We start from the raw sequence: 16,906 nt of genomic DNA on the forward strand, positions 1-16,906 counted from the left end.
AACACCGTAAAACCAGTCATTTTCCCGGATTTTGAGGGAACAGTCGGAAATTCTCCGTCTATTTTAGCTAATTTCAGTGGAATTTCACGAATAAGAGTAATTTCTCCGCTTATTTTGGGTTAGGGGGACAGGTTCCTTGACCCAAATCTGGGTGGGGGTACGAACTTTATTCATATTAGAATGAATAAAAAAAGGCAGCTCACTGCTGCTCTTTATTTTTGGAATCTCTCGCTATCCATATAGCAAAGAATTGAGGAATCAAATTCAACAAACTAACCAAGATCAATAAGTCATTTGGAGCAAGCGGCTTAAAATAACCCTCCCACCGGTCGTTTCCTGCCATATCACTTATATAAATATATGAAATAATAGCTGACAAGATATTCCCTAATACAAGAAAGAACAAATTATTAGATCGTTTGCTGAAGAAAGCAAGAAGTGAGGTCACTATAATCATAAATAAATAACCGAGCATTGATCTGTTATCAAAATCCTGATACATAGAAAAATAGACATATGGAAAACAAAATAGAATGAGTATGAGGATACCACTTTGAAATTTCCTCATTTTATACTCCCCTTTCTGATATTAGTGTAATTTTACACCAATTATAACATATAGGGATTTTTTGATAACAGTTATTTTCCTACAATTTTTATAATCCTGCTTAATTTAGATTTTCAATAATAAAAGATACTTCTCCCAAATCATCAATCATTTCGTCTGCTGCAGCATGATTCCATTGAGAATCCCTTTTCCAGATTGCCTTCATTCCTATATTTTGGGCAGCTTTTATATCATTGTCCGGATGGTCGCCCACAAATATACTTTCGTTAGGTGTTACATTAAGTTGCTGCAATGCCCGCTTAAATAGTTGAGGATCAGGTTTCTTTATCCCTTCCCATTCAGAAATTAGGATCGTTTGAAAATAATCTCTTATGCCCAATGCTTTGATGTTATCCATCTGGAATTGTCCTTTACCATTGGTAATCAAGCCTAAAGCAAGGTTTTTAGTCTTTAATTCTGCTAACATACGAATGAGATTTGGGAAAGCGATGCAATGATTTTTAAAATGACTTAGGTAATCTTGAAGCAGTTCCTCCCAGGTAATATCAGTAATCTTAAATTCACTGACTAGCTGCTGATATACTTTATCTTTCCAAACATATCCACGGTGGTCTAATTCAATAAACCTTCTTATATACCTCTCTTTTGGTATATGCCCCAGCCATTTATTCAGTCTGTCATATTGATTTTGTATAAACATTTTTACTGATTCATCTCTATTTAATAAGGTCCCGTCCAAATCGAATAAAACAGCTTTTATCATTTCTAGATCCACTCCTTTCTACAGGTTCTTAAATCTTCTCTATCTCTTTTTCATAATCCTTCTGTACCTATAAGGAGACATCCTTCTCACTGAAAATAGGGCTTTTAAATAAGCGGAGATTTTACCGTTAAATGCAAAAATAAGCTAATTTCGCTTAAAATAAGCGGAGTTTTTCCGGTTAAACACCGTAAAACCAGTCATTTCCACGCATTTTGATGAAATAGCCGGAAATTCTCCGTCTATTTGGGCTATTTTCAGTGGAATTTCATGAATAAGAGTAATTTCTCCGCTTATTTTGGGTTGAGGGGACAGGTTCCTTGACCCACCGCTTGACCAAGCGTTTGACCCACCCGTTTTATAATAATCTCTAGATAATCCGCTCCGCCCCTCAATATCCACCCCTCCTCCACCAAAATCACGCCTGTTCAAGTCCCTCTTTCCCAAAACCAATGCAAAAAACCAATGCATAAAATATCCATCCTGAACAAGAATAACCATATGAATGAAGTTTGAAAGGATGAGAACGATGGATAATGTGTTGCTTGCGAGAATGCTGTTTGGGTCATCCCTTATCTTTCATATTATTTTTGCGACATTGGGAGTTGGGCTTACGCTGATGATTCTCATCGCTGAAATATTGAGGGTCGTTAGAAAAGATAATGATTATGGAATTCTTGCAAAGCGGTGGACTAAAGCAGTTGCAATTTTACTTGGGGTAGCTATTCCATCTGGCACCATTGTAGCTGTCATGCTTGCTTTGTTGTGGCCGGGTTTAATTGAAGTAGTCGGACAAGTTATTGCCCTGCCTTTTACGTTAGAAATTTTTGCGTTCTTTTTTGAGGCTTTATTTCTTTCTATTTACGTGTATGCGGCCAGCCGCTTAAGTTCGACAATGCGCATCATCAGTGTCTTTTTCGTCGCACTTGGAGCTACGGCTTCTGCTGTTTTAATCACCAACGTCCAGTCATGGATGAATACGCCAACTGGATTCAGTATCGTGAACGGAGATATTACCGATGTACGTCCATGGGAAGCGGTCTTAAATCCAGCCTTTGGTTATACAGCTATACACGTTGCAAGTAGTGCTTATACAGCGACTGCATTTGTCGTTGCTTCCTATGCCGCTTATCAATTGTTAAAACCGAACCTGAAACAAAGTGAAAAAACGTATCATCGCAAAGGGTTAATGATGGCACTTATTTTTGGAGCGATTACATCTCTATGGACAGCAACAAATGGGCATCATTCAGCTGTTGGTTTGCACAACAACGTACCCGTTAAATTAGCAGCGGCTGAGGGATTATTTGAAACACAGTCAAATGCTCCACTATCCATTTTTGGTACACCAGACCCTGAAGCAAATCGAGTTGTCGGCGGGATTGAAGTGCCAGGCATGCTCAGCTATCTGGCAACCGGTTCTCTTGATGGAGTCGTTGTTGGACTCAATGAATATCCACGGGACGAGTGGCCGCCACTTTTTGTTCATACCTTATTTAACATCATGGTCGGCATTGGATCTGCACTCATTGCGCTATCATTTGGTGCGTTAGCTTATCGGATCTTTTTTAAAAAACGAGAATACCCGAATTGGGTGCTCATTCCTTTAGTTGCAAGCGGACCTTTAGCCATGCTCGGCATTGAGACAGGCTGGATTTTTGCCTGTATCGGAAGACAGCCTTGGACCATTTATGGCATTCAGCGGACTGCAGAAGCTGCAACAAAATCAGCAAATCTTGGAACCTTCTTTATCATTTTTATTTCGCTCTATGGTTTTCTATTAGTCGTGACAGCGCTTGTGATGCGTTATTATTTCCGCCGCAATCCGCTTATAAAAGAATTTGAAAGTCAAACCACAACGGTTTAGAAGGGAGGAAACTTAATGGAAGCCAATGTTGCCATCGTAGTGATCTGGCTGTTTTTGTTCCTATATGCTTTAGGCGGAGCGATTGATTTTGGTGCCGGTTTTTGGTCGATGTTTTATTTTGGCCGGAAAGATACGACCGCAGCAAGCATAGCGAACTTGTATTTAAATCCTTCCTGGAAAGTAACAAATGTCTTTTTAGTTTTATTTGTTGTTGCTTTAGTCGGCTTTTTTCCTCATGCAGCTTTTGCGTTAGGGTCGTTCATGATTGTTCCGGTCAGCTTCGTCCTTATTTTGCTGATCATCAGAAGTGCCTTTATGGTGTATTCCTATTCAGTGCAAAAGTATACAAAGCTATTTACTTACATTTCCGGCATTACCGGTCTGCTCATTCCTGCCTTAATGCTAAGCATCCTTCCGATTATTATTGGCGGGTTTGTGGAGATTGTTGGCGGCAATCATTATATTCTTTATGACAGACTGCTTTCCAGCCCAACTCTTTATGCACATATCGGGTTTGGTTTAGCGGCTGAATTGTTTCTGTCCTCCCTCTTCCTGAGCGATTATGCCAGAGAAGCAAAAGCAATGGAAACATATGAGGTGTATCGAAAAAATGCGATTATCCTCGGTCCGATCATGCTTAGTATGGCTGTTGCGGCAACCATGACACTGATGCCGGAAGCGATGTGGATGGTTGAAAATATGGCCAGACAATGGCATCTGTTTGCCTTAAGCCTCGTTGTTTTTTCCATTGGATACAGTGCTCTCTGGTGGCCATCTAAAAAAGGACGGGTCGGGCAGCCGCGGGTTGCAGTTCTATTCATGGTGGCGCAGATTGGCTTAGCAAGCTTTGCTTACGGCTGGGCGCATATGCCCTATATTGTCTATCCCGATCTGACGATTTATGAAGCAGTGACAAATAAGCAAATGTATCTTTCCCTTCTGTGGGGATATGCAATCGGCATGGCAATCCTTGTGCCATTATTCTATTGGTTTTGGCGACTATTTCTCAAAGATAAACGATATCTTACAGACAAAAAAGTGGATGATGTACGGTAGCTAGGAGGACAAAAGGTGAAGCAGCTAAAAGATCTTGCCAAACAACAGAAAAGGAGCATGTATTCTCTTTCGTTTACGGCGTTTGTAATAGGTTGCATGACAGTACTGCAGGCATTATTGATTGTATCCATCGTTACGAACATTTTTTTAGAAGAGATGCCGTTTTCAGCTGTTATTTTACAACTAGCAGCTCTTTTAGCTGTGTTTTCAGTAAGAGGATTATGCGCCTATATTCACGGAAAAACCGGGATAGCGATGGCATCTCAAGCAAAAAAACAGTTTCGACAAGCATTGATCACACAGTATTCCCATAACCCTGTTCAGGCATCGATCAAAGGGCAATCAGGTCAAAAAGTAACGCTGGTGACAGATGTTGTGGACGAAATTGACCCTTATTTCAGCAAATATTATCCACAGCGGATTTTATCTTCCATTGTATCAATCATTCTATTAGCAGCCGTAGTTTGGCAAAACTGGGTTTCAGCAGTCATTATGCTTGTGACGGCTCCACTCATTCCAGTCTTTATGATTATCATTGGAAAAAAAACAGAGAAAAAGGCCCTTCAGCATGTGGAGAAACTCACTGTCCTTGCAGGGAAATTTCTTGATAGCCTGCAAGGATTAGTCACATTGAAGCTTTTTGGAAAAGTGAAGGAAGAAGCAGCTCTTATTAAAAAAAGCAGCATTGATTATCGGACAGCAACAATGGATGTCCTTAAATTCGCCTTCCTCTCTTCTCTTGTGCTCGAGCTCATTTCAATGCTAGGGACTGCACTAATCGCTTTGGAAGTTGGACTCCGCCTTGTCATATATCAAAATATCTCTTTCTTCCCAGCCTTCTTTGTCTTAGCGATTGCGCCTGAATTTTATAAAACACTGAAGGATGTCGGCAGTGCCTTTCATGCAGGAAAAGGCAGTATGGCTGCTGCGGAGAAAATAATAGATGAGCTTGAAGGCTCCCACCAGACTATTAAATGGGGAAATAAAATGCTGTCGGACACAGCCTGTCCCCCCAGCATGGTACTAAATAATCTATCTTTTACATATGGTGAGGATCATTTTTCTTTACATGGCATTAACGCAGAATTTGAACCCAACAGCCAAATTGCGATCATTGGACCAAGCGGAGCTGGCAAAACAAGCTTACTTCACTTACTAGCTGGGATCTACAAGCCCGCAACTGGAGAAGTATTAGTCAATGATGAGCCGCTATTTACCTATGATGAACGCGAATGGTTCGACAAGCTTATTTATATATCACAAGATCCTTATATTTTTTCAGGAACCATTAAAGATAATATTCTTATTGCGTGTCCTGAGAAAAAGATTTCTGAAAACGAGCTTGGCACTGTATTGGAAAAAGCAGGACTCACTGAGCTTATACAGCAATTAGAAAATGGCATAAATACGTCTATTGGAGAAGCTGGCAGAGGCTTATCCGGCGGGGAAAAGCAACGGATTGCACTTGCCCGTGCCTTTTTAAAAAGACCTTCCATTATCCTGTTTGATGAACCAACTGTCGGACTGGATCTTTATACAGAAAGCATTCTGCAAAAGTCGATTGCAGAGCTTGCCCAGACTGCAACCATCATTACCGTTGCACACCGATTACATACCATCAAACAGGCAGACTGTATTTTGTATCTTGAAAAAGGAACGTTAGTTGGAAAAGGTACTCATAAAGAGCTATTGGAACAGACGAAGGATTATTTGACGATGGTAGAAGAACATCAAGGAGGCGCGGCCGGATGACGGAGTTAAGATTCGTAATCAAATTAATGTTCATCGAACGAAAAGATATGTACATTTCGATTATCTATGGCGTACTGGCTGGATTATCCACGGTTGCTGTGTTTGCCGACAGCGGCTATCTCGTTTCGAAGGCAGCACTGCTTCCGCCGCTTTATATCCTGACCATTTTTGTTGCTCTGTTAAAATTATTCACCGTCATTCGCGCCTTTGCCCGTTATGCGGAACGCTATTACTCACACAGAGCTACTTTTACGATTCTTAGTAATGTAAGAACCTACTTTTTTACCAAACTAGAGCCACTTGCGCCATCCCTTTTTCAGCGCTTTCGCAGCGGTGACTTGTTGGCGAGGGTTGTGGGCGATGTAGAGAGCCTGCAGAATTTTTTCCTTCGTGTGTATTATCCGCCGATCGTGATGCTCGTTGTTTTCCTGACAACGGTTCTTTTCACTGCTATGTTTTCCTGGCCTGTTGCATTAATTCTTTTATTAGGGCTGGTGATAACCGGCTTTTGTATTCCCTTTATATTTGCCATCAAACAGCGTGGCATCCAAGCAAAAATTCGGCAGCTTCGCACTGAACTATCTACTGATACAACCGAATTTTTATATGGCTTTTTAGATTTAAAACTCTATCAGAGGCTATCTTCTAAAGAAAAGAAGCTGAGTCAAACATCAGACGTTTATATTGAAGAGCAGGAAGTTAAGGGAAAAAAAGAACAATTAAACTCCGCCGTTAATCACTGGTTTTCTCTGCTTACTTCCTGGTCTGTGATCGCTTTAGGGGCTTACCTGGTATCTGCCGGGGAGGTTGATGGCGTGTTTTTGGCAATGCTTGTTCTTATTTCCTTGACGGTATTTGAGACGGCAGCTCCAATGACCGAGGTACCGGGTTATTTTGAAGATACTAGACATGCTGCCGAACGGCTGTCTTCAATCATCAATGAAGCAGAGAAACAACAAGAGCTGAAAAGTAATGGCAGATTGACAGAGCTAGATGGTCCCCCGGAAATAGAATGTAAAAACGTGCATTTTTGTTTTCCAGGTGAAGCGCGCCCTACTCTAACAGATGTTTCTTTGCAATTACCGAGCGGGTCCAAAACAGCGATTGTTGGACCAAGCGGTTCCGGAAAATCGACATTACTACATCTCTTATTAAAACTCTATCCGCCATCCAGCGGAACCATTCGTATACAGGGGCAGGATCTAGCCCATCTGGATGAAGATCAGCTCTGGAAGAACATCTCCCCTGTTCTTCAGGGCAATCACTTCTTTTATGGATGTGTTCGAGAAAACCTAAGGCTTGCGGGTGACAATATTTCCGATGATAAAATGAATGAAGTTCTTTCATATGTAAAACTAGACCATTTATCCGTGGATTCTGTGGTTTTGGAGAAAGGCGCAAATCTCTCCGGTGGCGAAAAACAGAGACTTGCCATCGCCAGAGCGATGCTGAAAAAGGGAAGTCTTCTGCTGCTGGATGAACCAACCTCGTCTGTTGATCCCATTACCCAACAGCGAGTGATGAACAGACTATTTACTGGAGCAAAAGACAACACCATTGTGCTCATCAGCCACAACCTAACCGGCTTAGAACACATGGACCAAATCATCGTGATGGATCAGGGCAGGATTATTGAAAGCGGGACATATCAGGAATTGATGGAGATGAGAGGGTATTTTTATCGGATGAAGATGATTGAGAATGGGATTTGGGGACAGGTTCAGTGACCCACTGGGTTTTTGGGCGTGGGTTTTTGGGTGGGTTTTTAGGGACAGGTTCCTCGACCCACTCTTGGCGCTCTTTCCTAGGGGAAATTAAGCGGAGATATTCCGCTTATTTTCATTTTAGCGGTATTTTTGGTCTAAATAAGCGGAGAAATTCCGGTTATCTCCCACAAAACCGCCCTTTTTCACCTTTTTTGAGCCAATAGTCGGAATTTCTTCCTTTATTTTGGCTGTTATTAGCGTAATTTTATAAATAAGGGAACTTTCTCCGCTTATTATAAACATGCGCGCTTTATTCACATGGGTTTTAGGGACAGGTTCCTCGACCCACTCTTGGCGCTCTTTCCTAGGGGAAAATAAGCGGAGCTTTTCCGCTTATTTTCATTTTAGCGCTATTTTTGGTCTAAATAAGCGGAGAAATTCCGGTTATCTCCCACAAAACCGGCCTTTTTCACCTTTTTTGATCCAATAGCCGGAATTTCTCCCTTTATTTTGGCTGTTTTTAGCGTAATTTTTAAAATAACGGAACTTTCTCCGCTTATTATAAACAAGCTCCCCTTTATCCATACGGGTTTAAGGACAGGTTCCTCAACCCACAGAATTTCTGGGGACTGGTCCCTCGACCCACTCTTTTTGACGCTCAACCCTAATTTTTCAAAAACGCTCAAAATCACTCCGGCATTTCCAACAAAAAAACTCTTCCACCATAACCTACTGTCTTTGGCGAAAGAGTTAGTTCTTTTACAACTTATCGATTAATCCATCGCAGCAATCGCTCTACATTGTTTCTACTCACTTTCCCGCCTGAAAAGCGGTCAATTTGCCTGAATGGCATATTAATCACAAAGTATACATTGTTTGCTGTTAGCGGTTTTCCAATCTTTTTTAAGAAGTGGTGGACGAACATAATGGAGTTATATAATAATTTGCCTACCCAGTTTTTATATTGTGCTTGGTTAATGGTGTCATTCATTCCGAGATCTTTATGAGGATCCCAACTTTTTGACGGAAGCTCCCTCCCCAGTAAACGTTCGAATTCTGAATCAGTGATTTGCTTTACATTCGCCGATGCATAGTGAGGGTAACTACTTTTTAAGAATACAGATGGTGAAGCACCAGCCATTTCAACTGTGCCCTCTAAATGAATTTCTTGAATAGAGCTGCCAATCTGAATCATGTAATTCCCCGACTCAATCTCCCAATCTTTGATCTCGGGATTATAGTATGAGAAGTCTCTATCTGTTAATGTTAACGATACCTTCTTCGTTTCGCCTGGTTCCAAGTAGACTTTATCAAAAGCTTTTAATTCCTTCTTAGAGCGGAAAATGACCGAATCTGCCTTTTCAATATACAGTTGTGCAATCTCGGCTCCCGCCACATCACCACTATTGGTCAAATTAAACGACACATGTAAGCCATCTATCACAATATCGGAATACTCGAATGTTGTATAAGATAGTCCATATCCAAACGGATAACGCACAGGTACATTCGCTGTTTCAAAATAACGGTAACCGATAAATAGGCCTTCTTTATGTTCACTACTTGCTTGATTTCCAGGGTAATAATCCGATGATGGAACATCAGTATACTGTATTGGGAATGTTTCGCTTAGTTTGCCGCTTGGATTGAATTTGCCAAGCAATAAATCCACGACTGCCTCACCGCCGCCCTGACCAGCAAGGTACGTGTGTATAATGCCTTGCACCTGATCTGCAAATGGCAGTTCAAGGGCTCCGCCGCCAGCTAGTACAACGATTACGTTCTTATTTACCTTAGTTATAGCTTCCACAAGTTCTAATTGATTTTGAGCTAGTTTTAAATCCTCTCTGTCTACTCCTTCTGCTTCTTTGCTTTCGTCAAGACCAATAAATAAAAGGACTGCTTCAGCAGATTTAGCAAGACTTACTGCTTCTTGCACCAATTTACTGCTGCTCGCTCCCATCCGCTTAAATCCTTGCGCATATCCAGCTATATTTAAAGAAGACTTTTGTAAATAATCAAGTGAATTGCTTAATTTATAGGGGTTTATTAAAGAGCTACCTGCACCTTGATATCTTGGATTTTTTGCGAAATCACCAATCACCGCTACGTTTGTTCCCGCTTTAAGTGGAAGGATTCGATTTTCATTTTTCAAAAGTACGATTGATTGACGGGCAGCTTCAACTGCCTTGCTGTGATGTTCTTCATAATCAACTTGCACCGGTTCTTTATTTTCAAAACTAACTATAAATATTAGTGTCAGCAATTGATCGACCGCTTCATCTAATATAGATTCATCAAGTGTTCCTGCATGTATGGCATCCACAATTTCTTTATCTGTGATGCCGTTAGTGGATGGCATTTCTAACTGATTATGAGCCTTTAACCCCGCAACACGGTCATTATTCCCGCCCCAGTCTGTTACAATAACGCCATCAAATCCCCATTCATTATATAAAATGTCAGTTAAATGCTGATTTTCATTTGCATAATCACCATTTACTTTATTATAAGAAGACATCATCGTATATGGATTACTTTCTTTTACAACTTTCTCAAATCCAGTTAAATAAATTTCCCGGAGCGAACGTTCATCTACAATTTCATCAATCGTCATTCGCATATGTTCCTGGCTATTAACCGCATAATGCTTCGGGCAGGCTGAAATGCCATTTGCCTGAATTCCCTTTACCATTTCACTTGCCAGTTCACCAGTCAGGTATGGATCCTCAGAAAAATATTCAAAATTACGTCCGCATAGCGGATTGCGTTTAATATTTAAACCCGGGCCAAGCAAGACACTTACTTTTTCACTGCTTGCTTCCTTGCCAATATCTTGTCCTACGTTGTATACAAGTGATTTATCCCAGCTATTTGCCAGCGTTGCTGCAGTAGGATAACATGTGGCTGGCAAGCTTTTGTTTAAGCCAAGGTGATCAGCCTTCCCGCCTTGTTTACGCAGTCCGTGTGGGCCATCGGTTAGCATAATGGATGGAATGCCGAGGCGTTCAATTGCCTTTGTGTTCCAAAAATTTTCTCCAGACATGAGAGAAGCTTTTTCTTCTAATGTCATTTGTTTAATTAAGTCTTTATATTTCATACTGCACCGCCGCTCTAGACAAAATAGTAAGAAGGCGAACTTAGACCGCCTTCTCCTTATATATCAAAATAAGTTTAGTCAAATAAATATGTTTGAAGTGTTGCAAATAGTGAGTTATGCATGCTATTTCGCAGTCCTGCTGTAATCGCTTCTGGATGCTCAGCATATGCTTCTTCTAACTGTTTCTGATTGTTTGGAACCGAGAGAATATCCAGCATCAGATCATTGCCAGAAGTAATGGCCTTTTGTGGTTCCATAAACCCGAATACCGCATCCGAAGAAACTACGCCTTCAAATCCCCACTCTTCTCTTAACATTCCATTTAATAATGCTGGATTCGCCCATTTTCCATCGATATAAGAGAAACTGGACATGGCACCTGTTACACCAGACTCTTTTACCGTCATTTCGAAAGGACGCAGGTGTAATTCCCGCATGGCTTGTTCATTAGACCATACTAGCATCCCAGAGCGTGCATTCGTTTCTTGCTCATTCATAATAAAGTGTTTCATGAAGACGATAACCCCTTGGTCAACAGCACCTTTTGACAGATTCGCGCCAATCAGTCCGTTTAATACAGGGTCTTCTGACATGTACTCAAAGTTTCTTCCACCTTGAGCTGAGCGGTGAATGTTAAGAGCAGGAGCGTACCATCCGTGTATTCCGTATGCTTTTGCTTCTTTTCCAACTACTTCACCCATCTCGTAGGCTAAATCATGGTTCCAAGTTGATGCGATAACAATTTCACTTGGATATGCACCTGCTTCAAATTTTTTAAAGAAGAAATTGAATCCTGCAGGTCCATCCATTAAAACGGTATTCGGTATTCCAAGTTCGTCAATTGCTCCTGTATGATAAGCCCCTTCTGTTACATAATCAATCATTTGATCGACCGTGAGCTGGTCCAAGAATTCATTCCACTTAGGATCATCATAATCTAATCCCTTTAAATCTTCTAATTTAAGTCCGTTGTCAGCACCTGTAACAGGCATTTCCACATCGTCATGAAACTCATGACCTTGAACTCTCTCAATCACTTTATCTGAAGCCATTTTTGAATCATCTTCATCTGAAGGGTATGTTCCTTCCCAATCATTACGGGAAAGTACCGTCAGTTCGTTACCTGATTCAGAAAAGCGATTTTTGTATTCTGTTCCTGTATCCGCATCTGTTTCATACACAATGTCATCAGCCAATTCAAAGTCTAGTGTACTGTCAATTTCATGGACATTTTTCCCTAGTTTAATTAGGTATGTTCCACTTTCTAAAATATAGTTCTCATTTTCCATATCATAAGAAGCCATATCTCTAGTATCAAAATGGATCGTTACTACTTCAGACTCTCCTGGCTCAAGTAATTGAGTTTTTGAAAAGGAAGCTAAGTTAATAGCAGACTTCTCAATTCCTCCCGGCGTATAAGGAGCAGAATAATACACTTGAACGACATCTTTTCCAGCCACTTCACCAGTATTCGTCACTTCTACTTGCAATTGAATAGATTCATTGTTTAATTGCTGTTCTGTTATATTCCAATCAAATGTTGTATAGCTTAAACCTGAACCGAAAGGAAATTGAACGGTTTCTTTGTATCCCTCTTCATTGCCTTGATAGTAAGTTTCATAGAATCTGTAGCCTACATAAATTCCTTCTTCATAATTAAGGTAAGCTTTGTCTAAATTCTCATATTGATAATCTCCAAAGTTTTCACTTGCTGGTGCAGACCCTACATCATACACATACGTATCCGTAATGCGCCCAGATGGATTCAGTTCGCCTGATAGTACTTTTGCAAGTGAAACCGTTCCAAAAGGTCCCGGTGTTCCAACCCATAGGACGGACTGAATGCTTGGATATTCATCAATAACTCCTAATTCCAATGTATTCCCAGCATTCACCACAATCGTAACATTACTGAAGGTTTCAGCTACTTTCTCAATTAAAGCATGCATCTCCTCAGATAACTTTAATTGATCACTGCTTACATCGGACGCTTCTACAGAGTCACTTTGAATAATAATCATTGCATTTTCAGAGTACTCTTTCGCTTGAGCTAAAGCAGCATCCGATACATCTGGTTCACCAGCTGCCTCTGCACCGCCTAACATCCCTTTAACGACTTGAACAAAACCAGCATCTGCCTCATTTGCTGCTCCTTCTAATTCTGGCAGACTCGCATAATAATCATATAATTCCTGATTATATTGTATTCCTGCATTCTCAAGGGCATCAAATAAAGGAACTGCACGTGTTTGGTCGGCTGCACCAGACCCGCCCCCGCCATATTTAAAACTAAAGGCATTGGAACCAAATATGTTAAGTTTTTTATCTGCTAATGGAAGTGAGTTATTTTCATTTTTTAATAAAACAATTCCTTCATTAGCAATTTCTTCTGAGATGGCATCAGCCGCTTCTCTGGCTTTGACGGCCTCTGTGCTTGTGGTATCAATGTTAATATGTTTACCAGTCATATTTTCAACTGCGCTTAAAGCTGTCGGTCCTAAAGTTACCCCAACAGTCAGCAGCAAGATAGCAATAACTGACCAACCAGCAATACGTCTCGGTCTATTCTTGATTTTTTTGTACATTTTTATCTCTTTTTTCCTTGCTTTTCTTTCTTTGCGGCTTAAAGATTTAAGTTCTGCTTTTCTTTGCTGCTTCTGATCTTTTAGCAACAATTTATCGCTGTTCATTGCTGCTTTCTGTTCTGCTTCAGGCAGCGCTGAGATCTCCTGCTTTCTTTCTTTGCGCTTTGCACGATCCTTTTTCACTTGTTCCGATATTTCCTGCTTCCAGGCTTTTCTCTTTTTAAAGTATTCTAACAAAATGACCCCTCCTGCCTTTTTGCTCTTTAATTTGTTTTCAATACAAACTCGATGGTAACTTTGAACCATGCTTTTGAATTAAAAGTTTACCATCATCAATTGAACCATCTCTAATGAATCTCCCCTTTAAGTGAGCGCTTCCATTATTACGAAAAATCTCTACTTTACATAGTTTATTTTCTCCTTGCACATTAAAGCGGTACTTAGAAAACGTTATCAAATCATTGCAGCACCTGCAGAAGCAGGTAAATCAAGTATATAGAGTCCTAGGATATAGTTCATTCCAATACAATAGAATTCTTGCTCCAATTAATGACCTATTTTTAAACAAGCTGTTAAAACTATCTTTTAATGGAGGTGGAATATATAAATAATTGTTACGATTTTTGACATACACCTAATTTGCAGGTACCCAATTGAACAAAAAAACCATCCGCTTTATCTTCTTGCGAATGGTCTGATTACATATTTAATAATGTTTTTTAAACTCTATGAATTGAACTTCATGGGGCTGTAGTTCAGTTATAAGTGTATAACATTGATTTGCGTTTATATCCTCGATCTTTATGCCGGGTTCTGCTTTTCCTTTTAAATAACCAACCGTTTCATCGTCTAGGTCGCTCGGTGCACCAATATCAACCCAGGAATCGTAGGAGGAGCCTTGCTCGCGGTTTACATATTGCTTTTTCATGCGATAATCGCCATTCATACCATTTAAAGTGACTTGAAAAGCTTGGACTTTTTCATCATCAAAAACAGAATACCGACTTTCCTGTGACAATTGTGAGTAGTCGAAAGAGCGATATAAATAGTTAGGATGACTGTAGTTGTAGATTAAAATCTGATAATCTTCGCCTCTTTTCGTCACGATCATATCTTCCCTTTTTGCTATCAGCTCATTGCCAAGTTGGGATAGAAAATAGAAAGCATGATATCCTGCTTTTTTAACCCCATTGTAGGTCATGAGACCAAACCCTCCATGAAACAAGGACATTTTTGGGCTAAACTCTTCAAATACATCAGTAAACGTCCAGTATCCCATTCCATTAACTTTTTCAAAATTTTCTATTGCTGTTTTAGCGATAAACGCCGCCATATAACATGTATCATGAAGTAAATCCTGGCTATCGCTGTTTCCGTTCCATTCAGTAATCCAAACTTCTTTTGTATCCTTGTGTAAGGCGCTGCTTTTCTCCAAAACAGAGTCTATATTCGACGAAAGATTATGCTCATCACCAAGCATGATGGACTTAAAATCTGTCACACTCTGTATATTCTCAACAGGTGTCTTTTTATGAGCTTGTGGTTCAAAGTTTGGTTTACGAGCCAGGTTATAAACATGAAAAGTGAAAAAGTCTAAATCTATATTTTTTTTTGCAGTGACATAATGAAAGTCGTCAATCCATGATTGGTATTTAACAAAATTAATACTGCTGAATCCGCCTATTTTAATTTTAGAATCAATGGATTTAATCGACTCATATGTCTCCACAAATAAGGTGAAAAATTCCTCTCTGGTTCCTCTCCAGAAGAATGGCACTTCCGGCTCGTTCCAAAACTCAAAATACCACGTTCTAATTTCATCCAATCCATACCGATTAATCAAATGCCGGACAAATGCTTCCATTAACTCTTTCCATCTCTCCATTAGTTTTGGCGGTGAGACGTAAGCTTCCCATACAAAAATCGTATGCTCAGTCGAAGCTAAATCCTTTGGCATAAATCCTATTTCAATAAAAGGTTTCACATTTGCTTCAAGCAGATTATCTATAACTGCATTAATATAATTAAAATTGAAATAATAGCTTCCATCGGCGTTTTCATTGTATACGTGCATCTGGTCGGCGAAAATGCCATGAAACCGAACATATTTAAAGCCTATTTCCTTTTGAATCTGCGTAAGCTGCTGATTAAAATCATGTCTTAAAGCAAGTGGAGCATAGCCAAACGTCAGCAAATTCGTAAATGTATGATGGATTGGTCTTTTTGATTGTGTTAAATCAACCATAAAAGACCTCGACTTTTGTTTATATACCTCTTGGTTATTTCGCTCTCTTTGAAGATATTTAAACAAATTTGCCAGTGATTCACTGCTATTAATACTAAGATAATCCTTAGCGATGTTGTTTTCGACTTCCACCTTAAAGGCATCGCGAAACTCTTTAGGTGTTGTCCCGATCACTTCTTTGAAAACACGGTAATACGCTTTGCTATCTGGAAACCCATATTGCAATGCTATTTCAGTGACTGTTTGATCGGTTGTCTGCAGGGCTATTAAAGATTTGTTTAATCGCATATTATCTAATTTCTTTTTAAAGGACACGCCTACCTTGGCCTTAAAATACCTGGATAAATATTGAGGATTCAGCGTAAATTCATCCGCAATATCCTGTAAACTTAAACCAGCCTTCATGCAGTTCTTGTTCATATACTTTAAAATTTCTAACAGCCTCTTATCATGATCGGGCTGAGCATCGTCTGTTCTGTGTTGTACCTCAAAATGCTCCAGCAGAATTACCGCTAGCTCCAATAACCACTTCTTCATCTTTAGCTGGTAATGACTCTTTTTATTAATAATCAAATCCATCATATTGGCAAGAATATATTTTAGATCATCCATAATTCCTTTTGGTGTATTCTTTTCATCTCTTGAATTTAGGTAGAATCGCTTTTGTTCCATATCAATGCCCAAATTCTTCAGATACCGGCTATCCATCTGCATGGCTAACACCTGAGTTTTTCCATAGTCCGTATATGAATCAATAAAATGAAGCTCATTCCCATTAACAAGAAAAATATCTCCGCTTTCAAGTCTATAGCGATCCTGGTCAATTCGAATCTCCAATTCTCCATCCAGAATTAGAAGAATTTCTGTATCTTCATGCCAATGATATGGAAAACGTTCAACAGTTTGAGTGAATATATTAACTGGCAAATCAGCTTGATAGTTAATCTGTTCATATTGGTATTGCATGATCTACTCTCCTTGGTCATGTGGTAAGGGAACGGGTTCCTTGTCTCGCTAGGTTTGTGAGTTTTTAGGGGGACAGCACCCTCGACACATCTTAAATAAGAGAGTGGAGCTCAACCCGGATTCAAATAAGCGGAGCTTTTCCGCTTATTTTCATTTTAGCGCTATTTTCGGACTAAATAAGCGGAGAAATTCCGGTTATCTCCCAAAAAACCGCCCTTTTTCACGTTTTTTGAGCCAATAGTCGGAATTTCTCCACTAGCATTGCAAAAATATCCACAATGGCGCACCGGGATTGTTTTAT

The 16,906-nt window shown here is 39.9% G+C and carries 11 protein-coding genes; 4 read left to right on the forward strand and 7 right to left on the reverse strand.

Translation table 11 applies throughout. From position 1 onward, the window contains the following. Positions 1–199 precede the first annotated feature (199 nt). The 3 genes from A6754_RS17000 to A6754_RS17010 form a co-directional block, all read right to left on the reverse strand. Entirely contained in the window at positions 200–568 is a 369-nt protein-coding gene (locus tag A6754_RS17000; protein ID WP_066448534.1) for a hypothetical protein, read from the reverse strand. A gap of 100 nt (positions 569–668) precedes the next feature. Beyond that, the gene (locus A6754_RS17005) at positions 669–1,331 is read right to left on the reverse strand and encodes an HAD family hydrolase (RefSeq protein ID WP_066448538.1); all 663 of its coding nucleotides are present in this window, start codon (positions 1,329–1,331) and stop codon (positions 669–671) included. Between the two features lie 144 nt (positions 1,332–1,475). After that, entirely contained in the window at positions 1,476–1,799 is a 324-nt protein-coding gene (locus A6754_RS17010) for a hypothetical protein (protein WP_066448543.1), read from the reverse strand. A gap of 58 nt (positions 1,800–1,857) precedes the next feature. Between A6754_RS17010 and A6754_RS17015 the strand changes: the two genes are divergently transcribed. The 4 genes from A6754_RS17015 to cydC are packed head-to-tail and all read left to right on the forward strand — an operon-like array spanning position 1,858 to position 7,730. Beyond that, the gene (locus A6754_RS17015) at positions 1,858–3,195 is read left to right on the forward strand and encodes a cytochrome ubiquinol oxidase subunit I (RefSeq protein WP_082851720.1); all 1,338 of its coding nucleotides are present in this window, start codon (positions 1,858–1,860) and stop codon (positions 3,193–3,195) included. A gap of 15 nt (positions 3,196–3,210) precedes the next feature. Further along, positions 3,211–4,251 carry a cytochrome d ubiquinol oxidase subunit II gene (locus tag A6754_RS17020; protein ID WP_066448548.1) on the forward strand — a complete coding sequence of 347 codons (1,041 nt, stop codon included), beginning with the start codon at positions 3,211–3,213 and terminating at the stop codon, positions 4,249–4,251. 15 nt (positions 4,252–4,266) lie between these two features. Continuing rightward, positions 4,267–6,003: a thiol reductant ABC exporter subunit CydD gene (gene cydD, locus A6754_RS17025; protein ID WP_066448552.1), complete on the forward strand. Its 1,737-nt coding sequence runs from the start codon at positions 4,267–4,269 to the stop codon at positions 6,001–6,003. Further along, positions 6,000–7,730 (forward strand): thiol reductant ABC exporter subunit CydC, encoded by a 1,731-nt coding sequence (gene cydC, locus A6754_RS17030; RefSeq protein ID WP_066448559.1) that lies wholly within the window; start codon positions 6,000–6,002, stop codon positions 7,728–7,730. The genes cydD and cydC overlap by 4 nt, the downstream gene beginning before the upstream one ends. Before the next feature lie 389 nt (positions 7,731–8,119). Here the strand turns inward: cydC and A6754_RS17035 are convergent, their stop codons facing one another. From A6754_RS17035 to A6754_RS17050, 4 genes are all read right to left on the reverse strand, one after another. After that, on the reverse strand, positions 8,120–8,395 hold the full coding sequence (locus A6754_RS17035; RefSeq protein ID WP_156495816.1) for a hypothetical protein: 276 nt from the start codon (positions 8,393–8,395) through the stop codon (positions 8,120–8,122). A gap of 80 nt (positions 8,396–8,475) precedes the next feature. Next, positions 8,476–10,809, reverse strand: a complete 2,334-nt coding sequence (locus tag A6754_RS17040; RefSeq protein WP_066448563.1) for a glycoside hydrolase family 3 C-terminal domain-containing protein — start codon at positions 10,807–10,809, stop codon at positions 8,476–8,478. Positions 10,810–10,883: 74 nt separating this feature from the next. Continuing rightward, positions 10,884–13,631, reverse strand: coding sequence for a glycoside hydrolase family 3 protein (locus A6754_RS17045; protein WP_066448566.1), 2,748 nt, complete (start codon positions 13,629–13,631; stop codon positions 10,884–10,886). Between the two features lie 469 nt (positions 13,632–14,100). After that, a complete protein-coding gene (locus tag A6754_RS17050) occupies positions 14,101–16,605 on the reverse strand; it encodes a GH39 family glycosyl hydrolase (RefSeq protein WP_066448568.1) in 2,505 nt (834 codons plus the stop codon). Between the last annotated feature and the right edge of the window lie 301 nt (positions 16,606–16,906).

This window comes from Cytobacillus gottheilii (assembly GCF_001636345.1).
GTDB classification, from domain to species: Bacteria; Bacillota; Bacilli; order Bacillales; family Cytobacillaceae; genus Cytobacillus; species Cytobacillus gottheilii.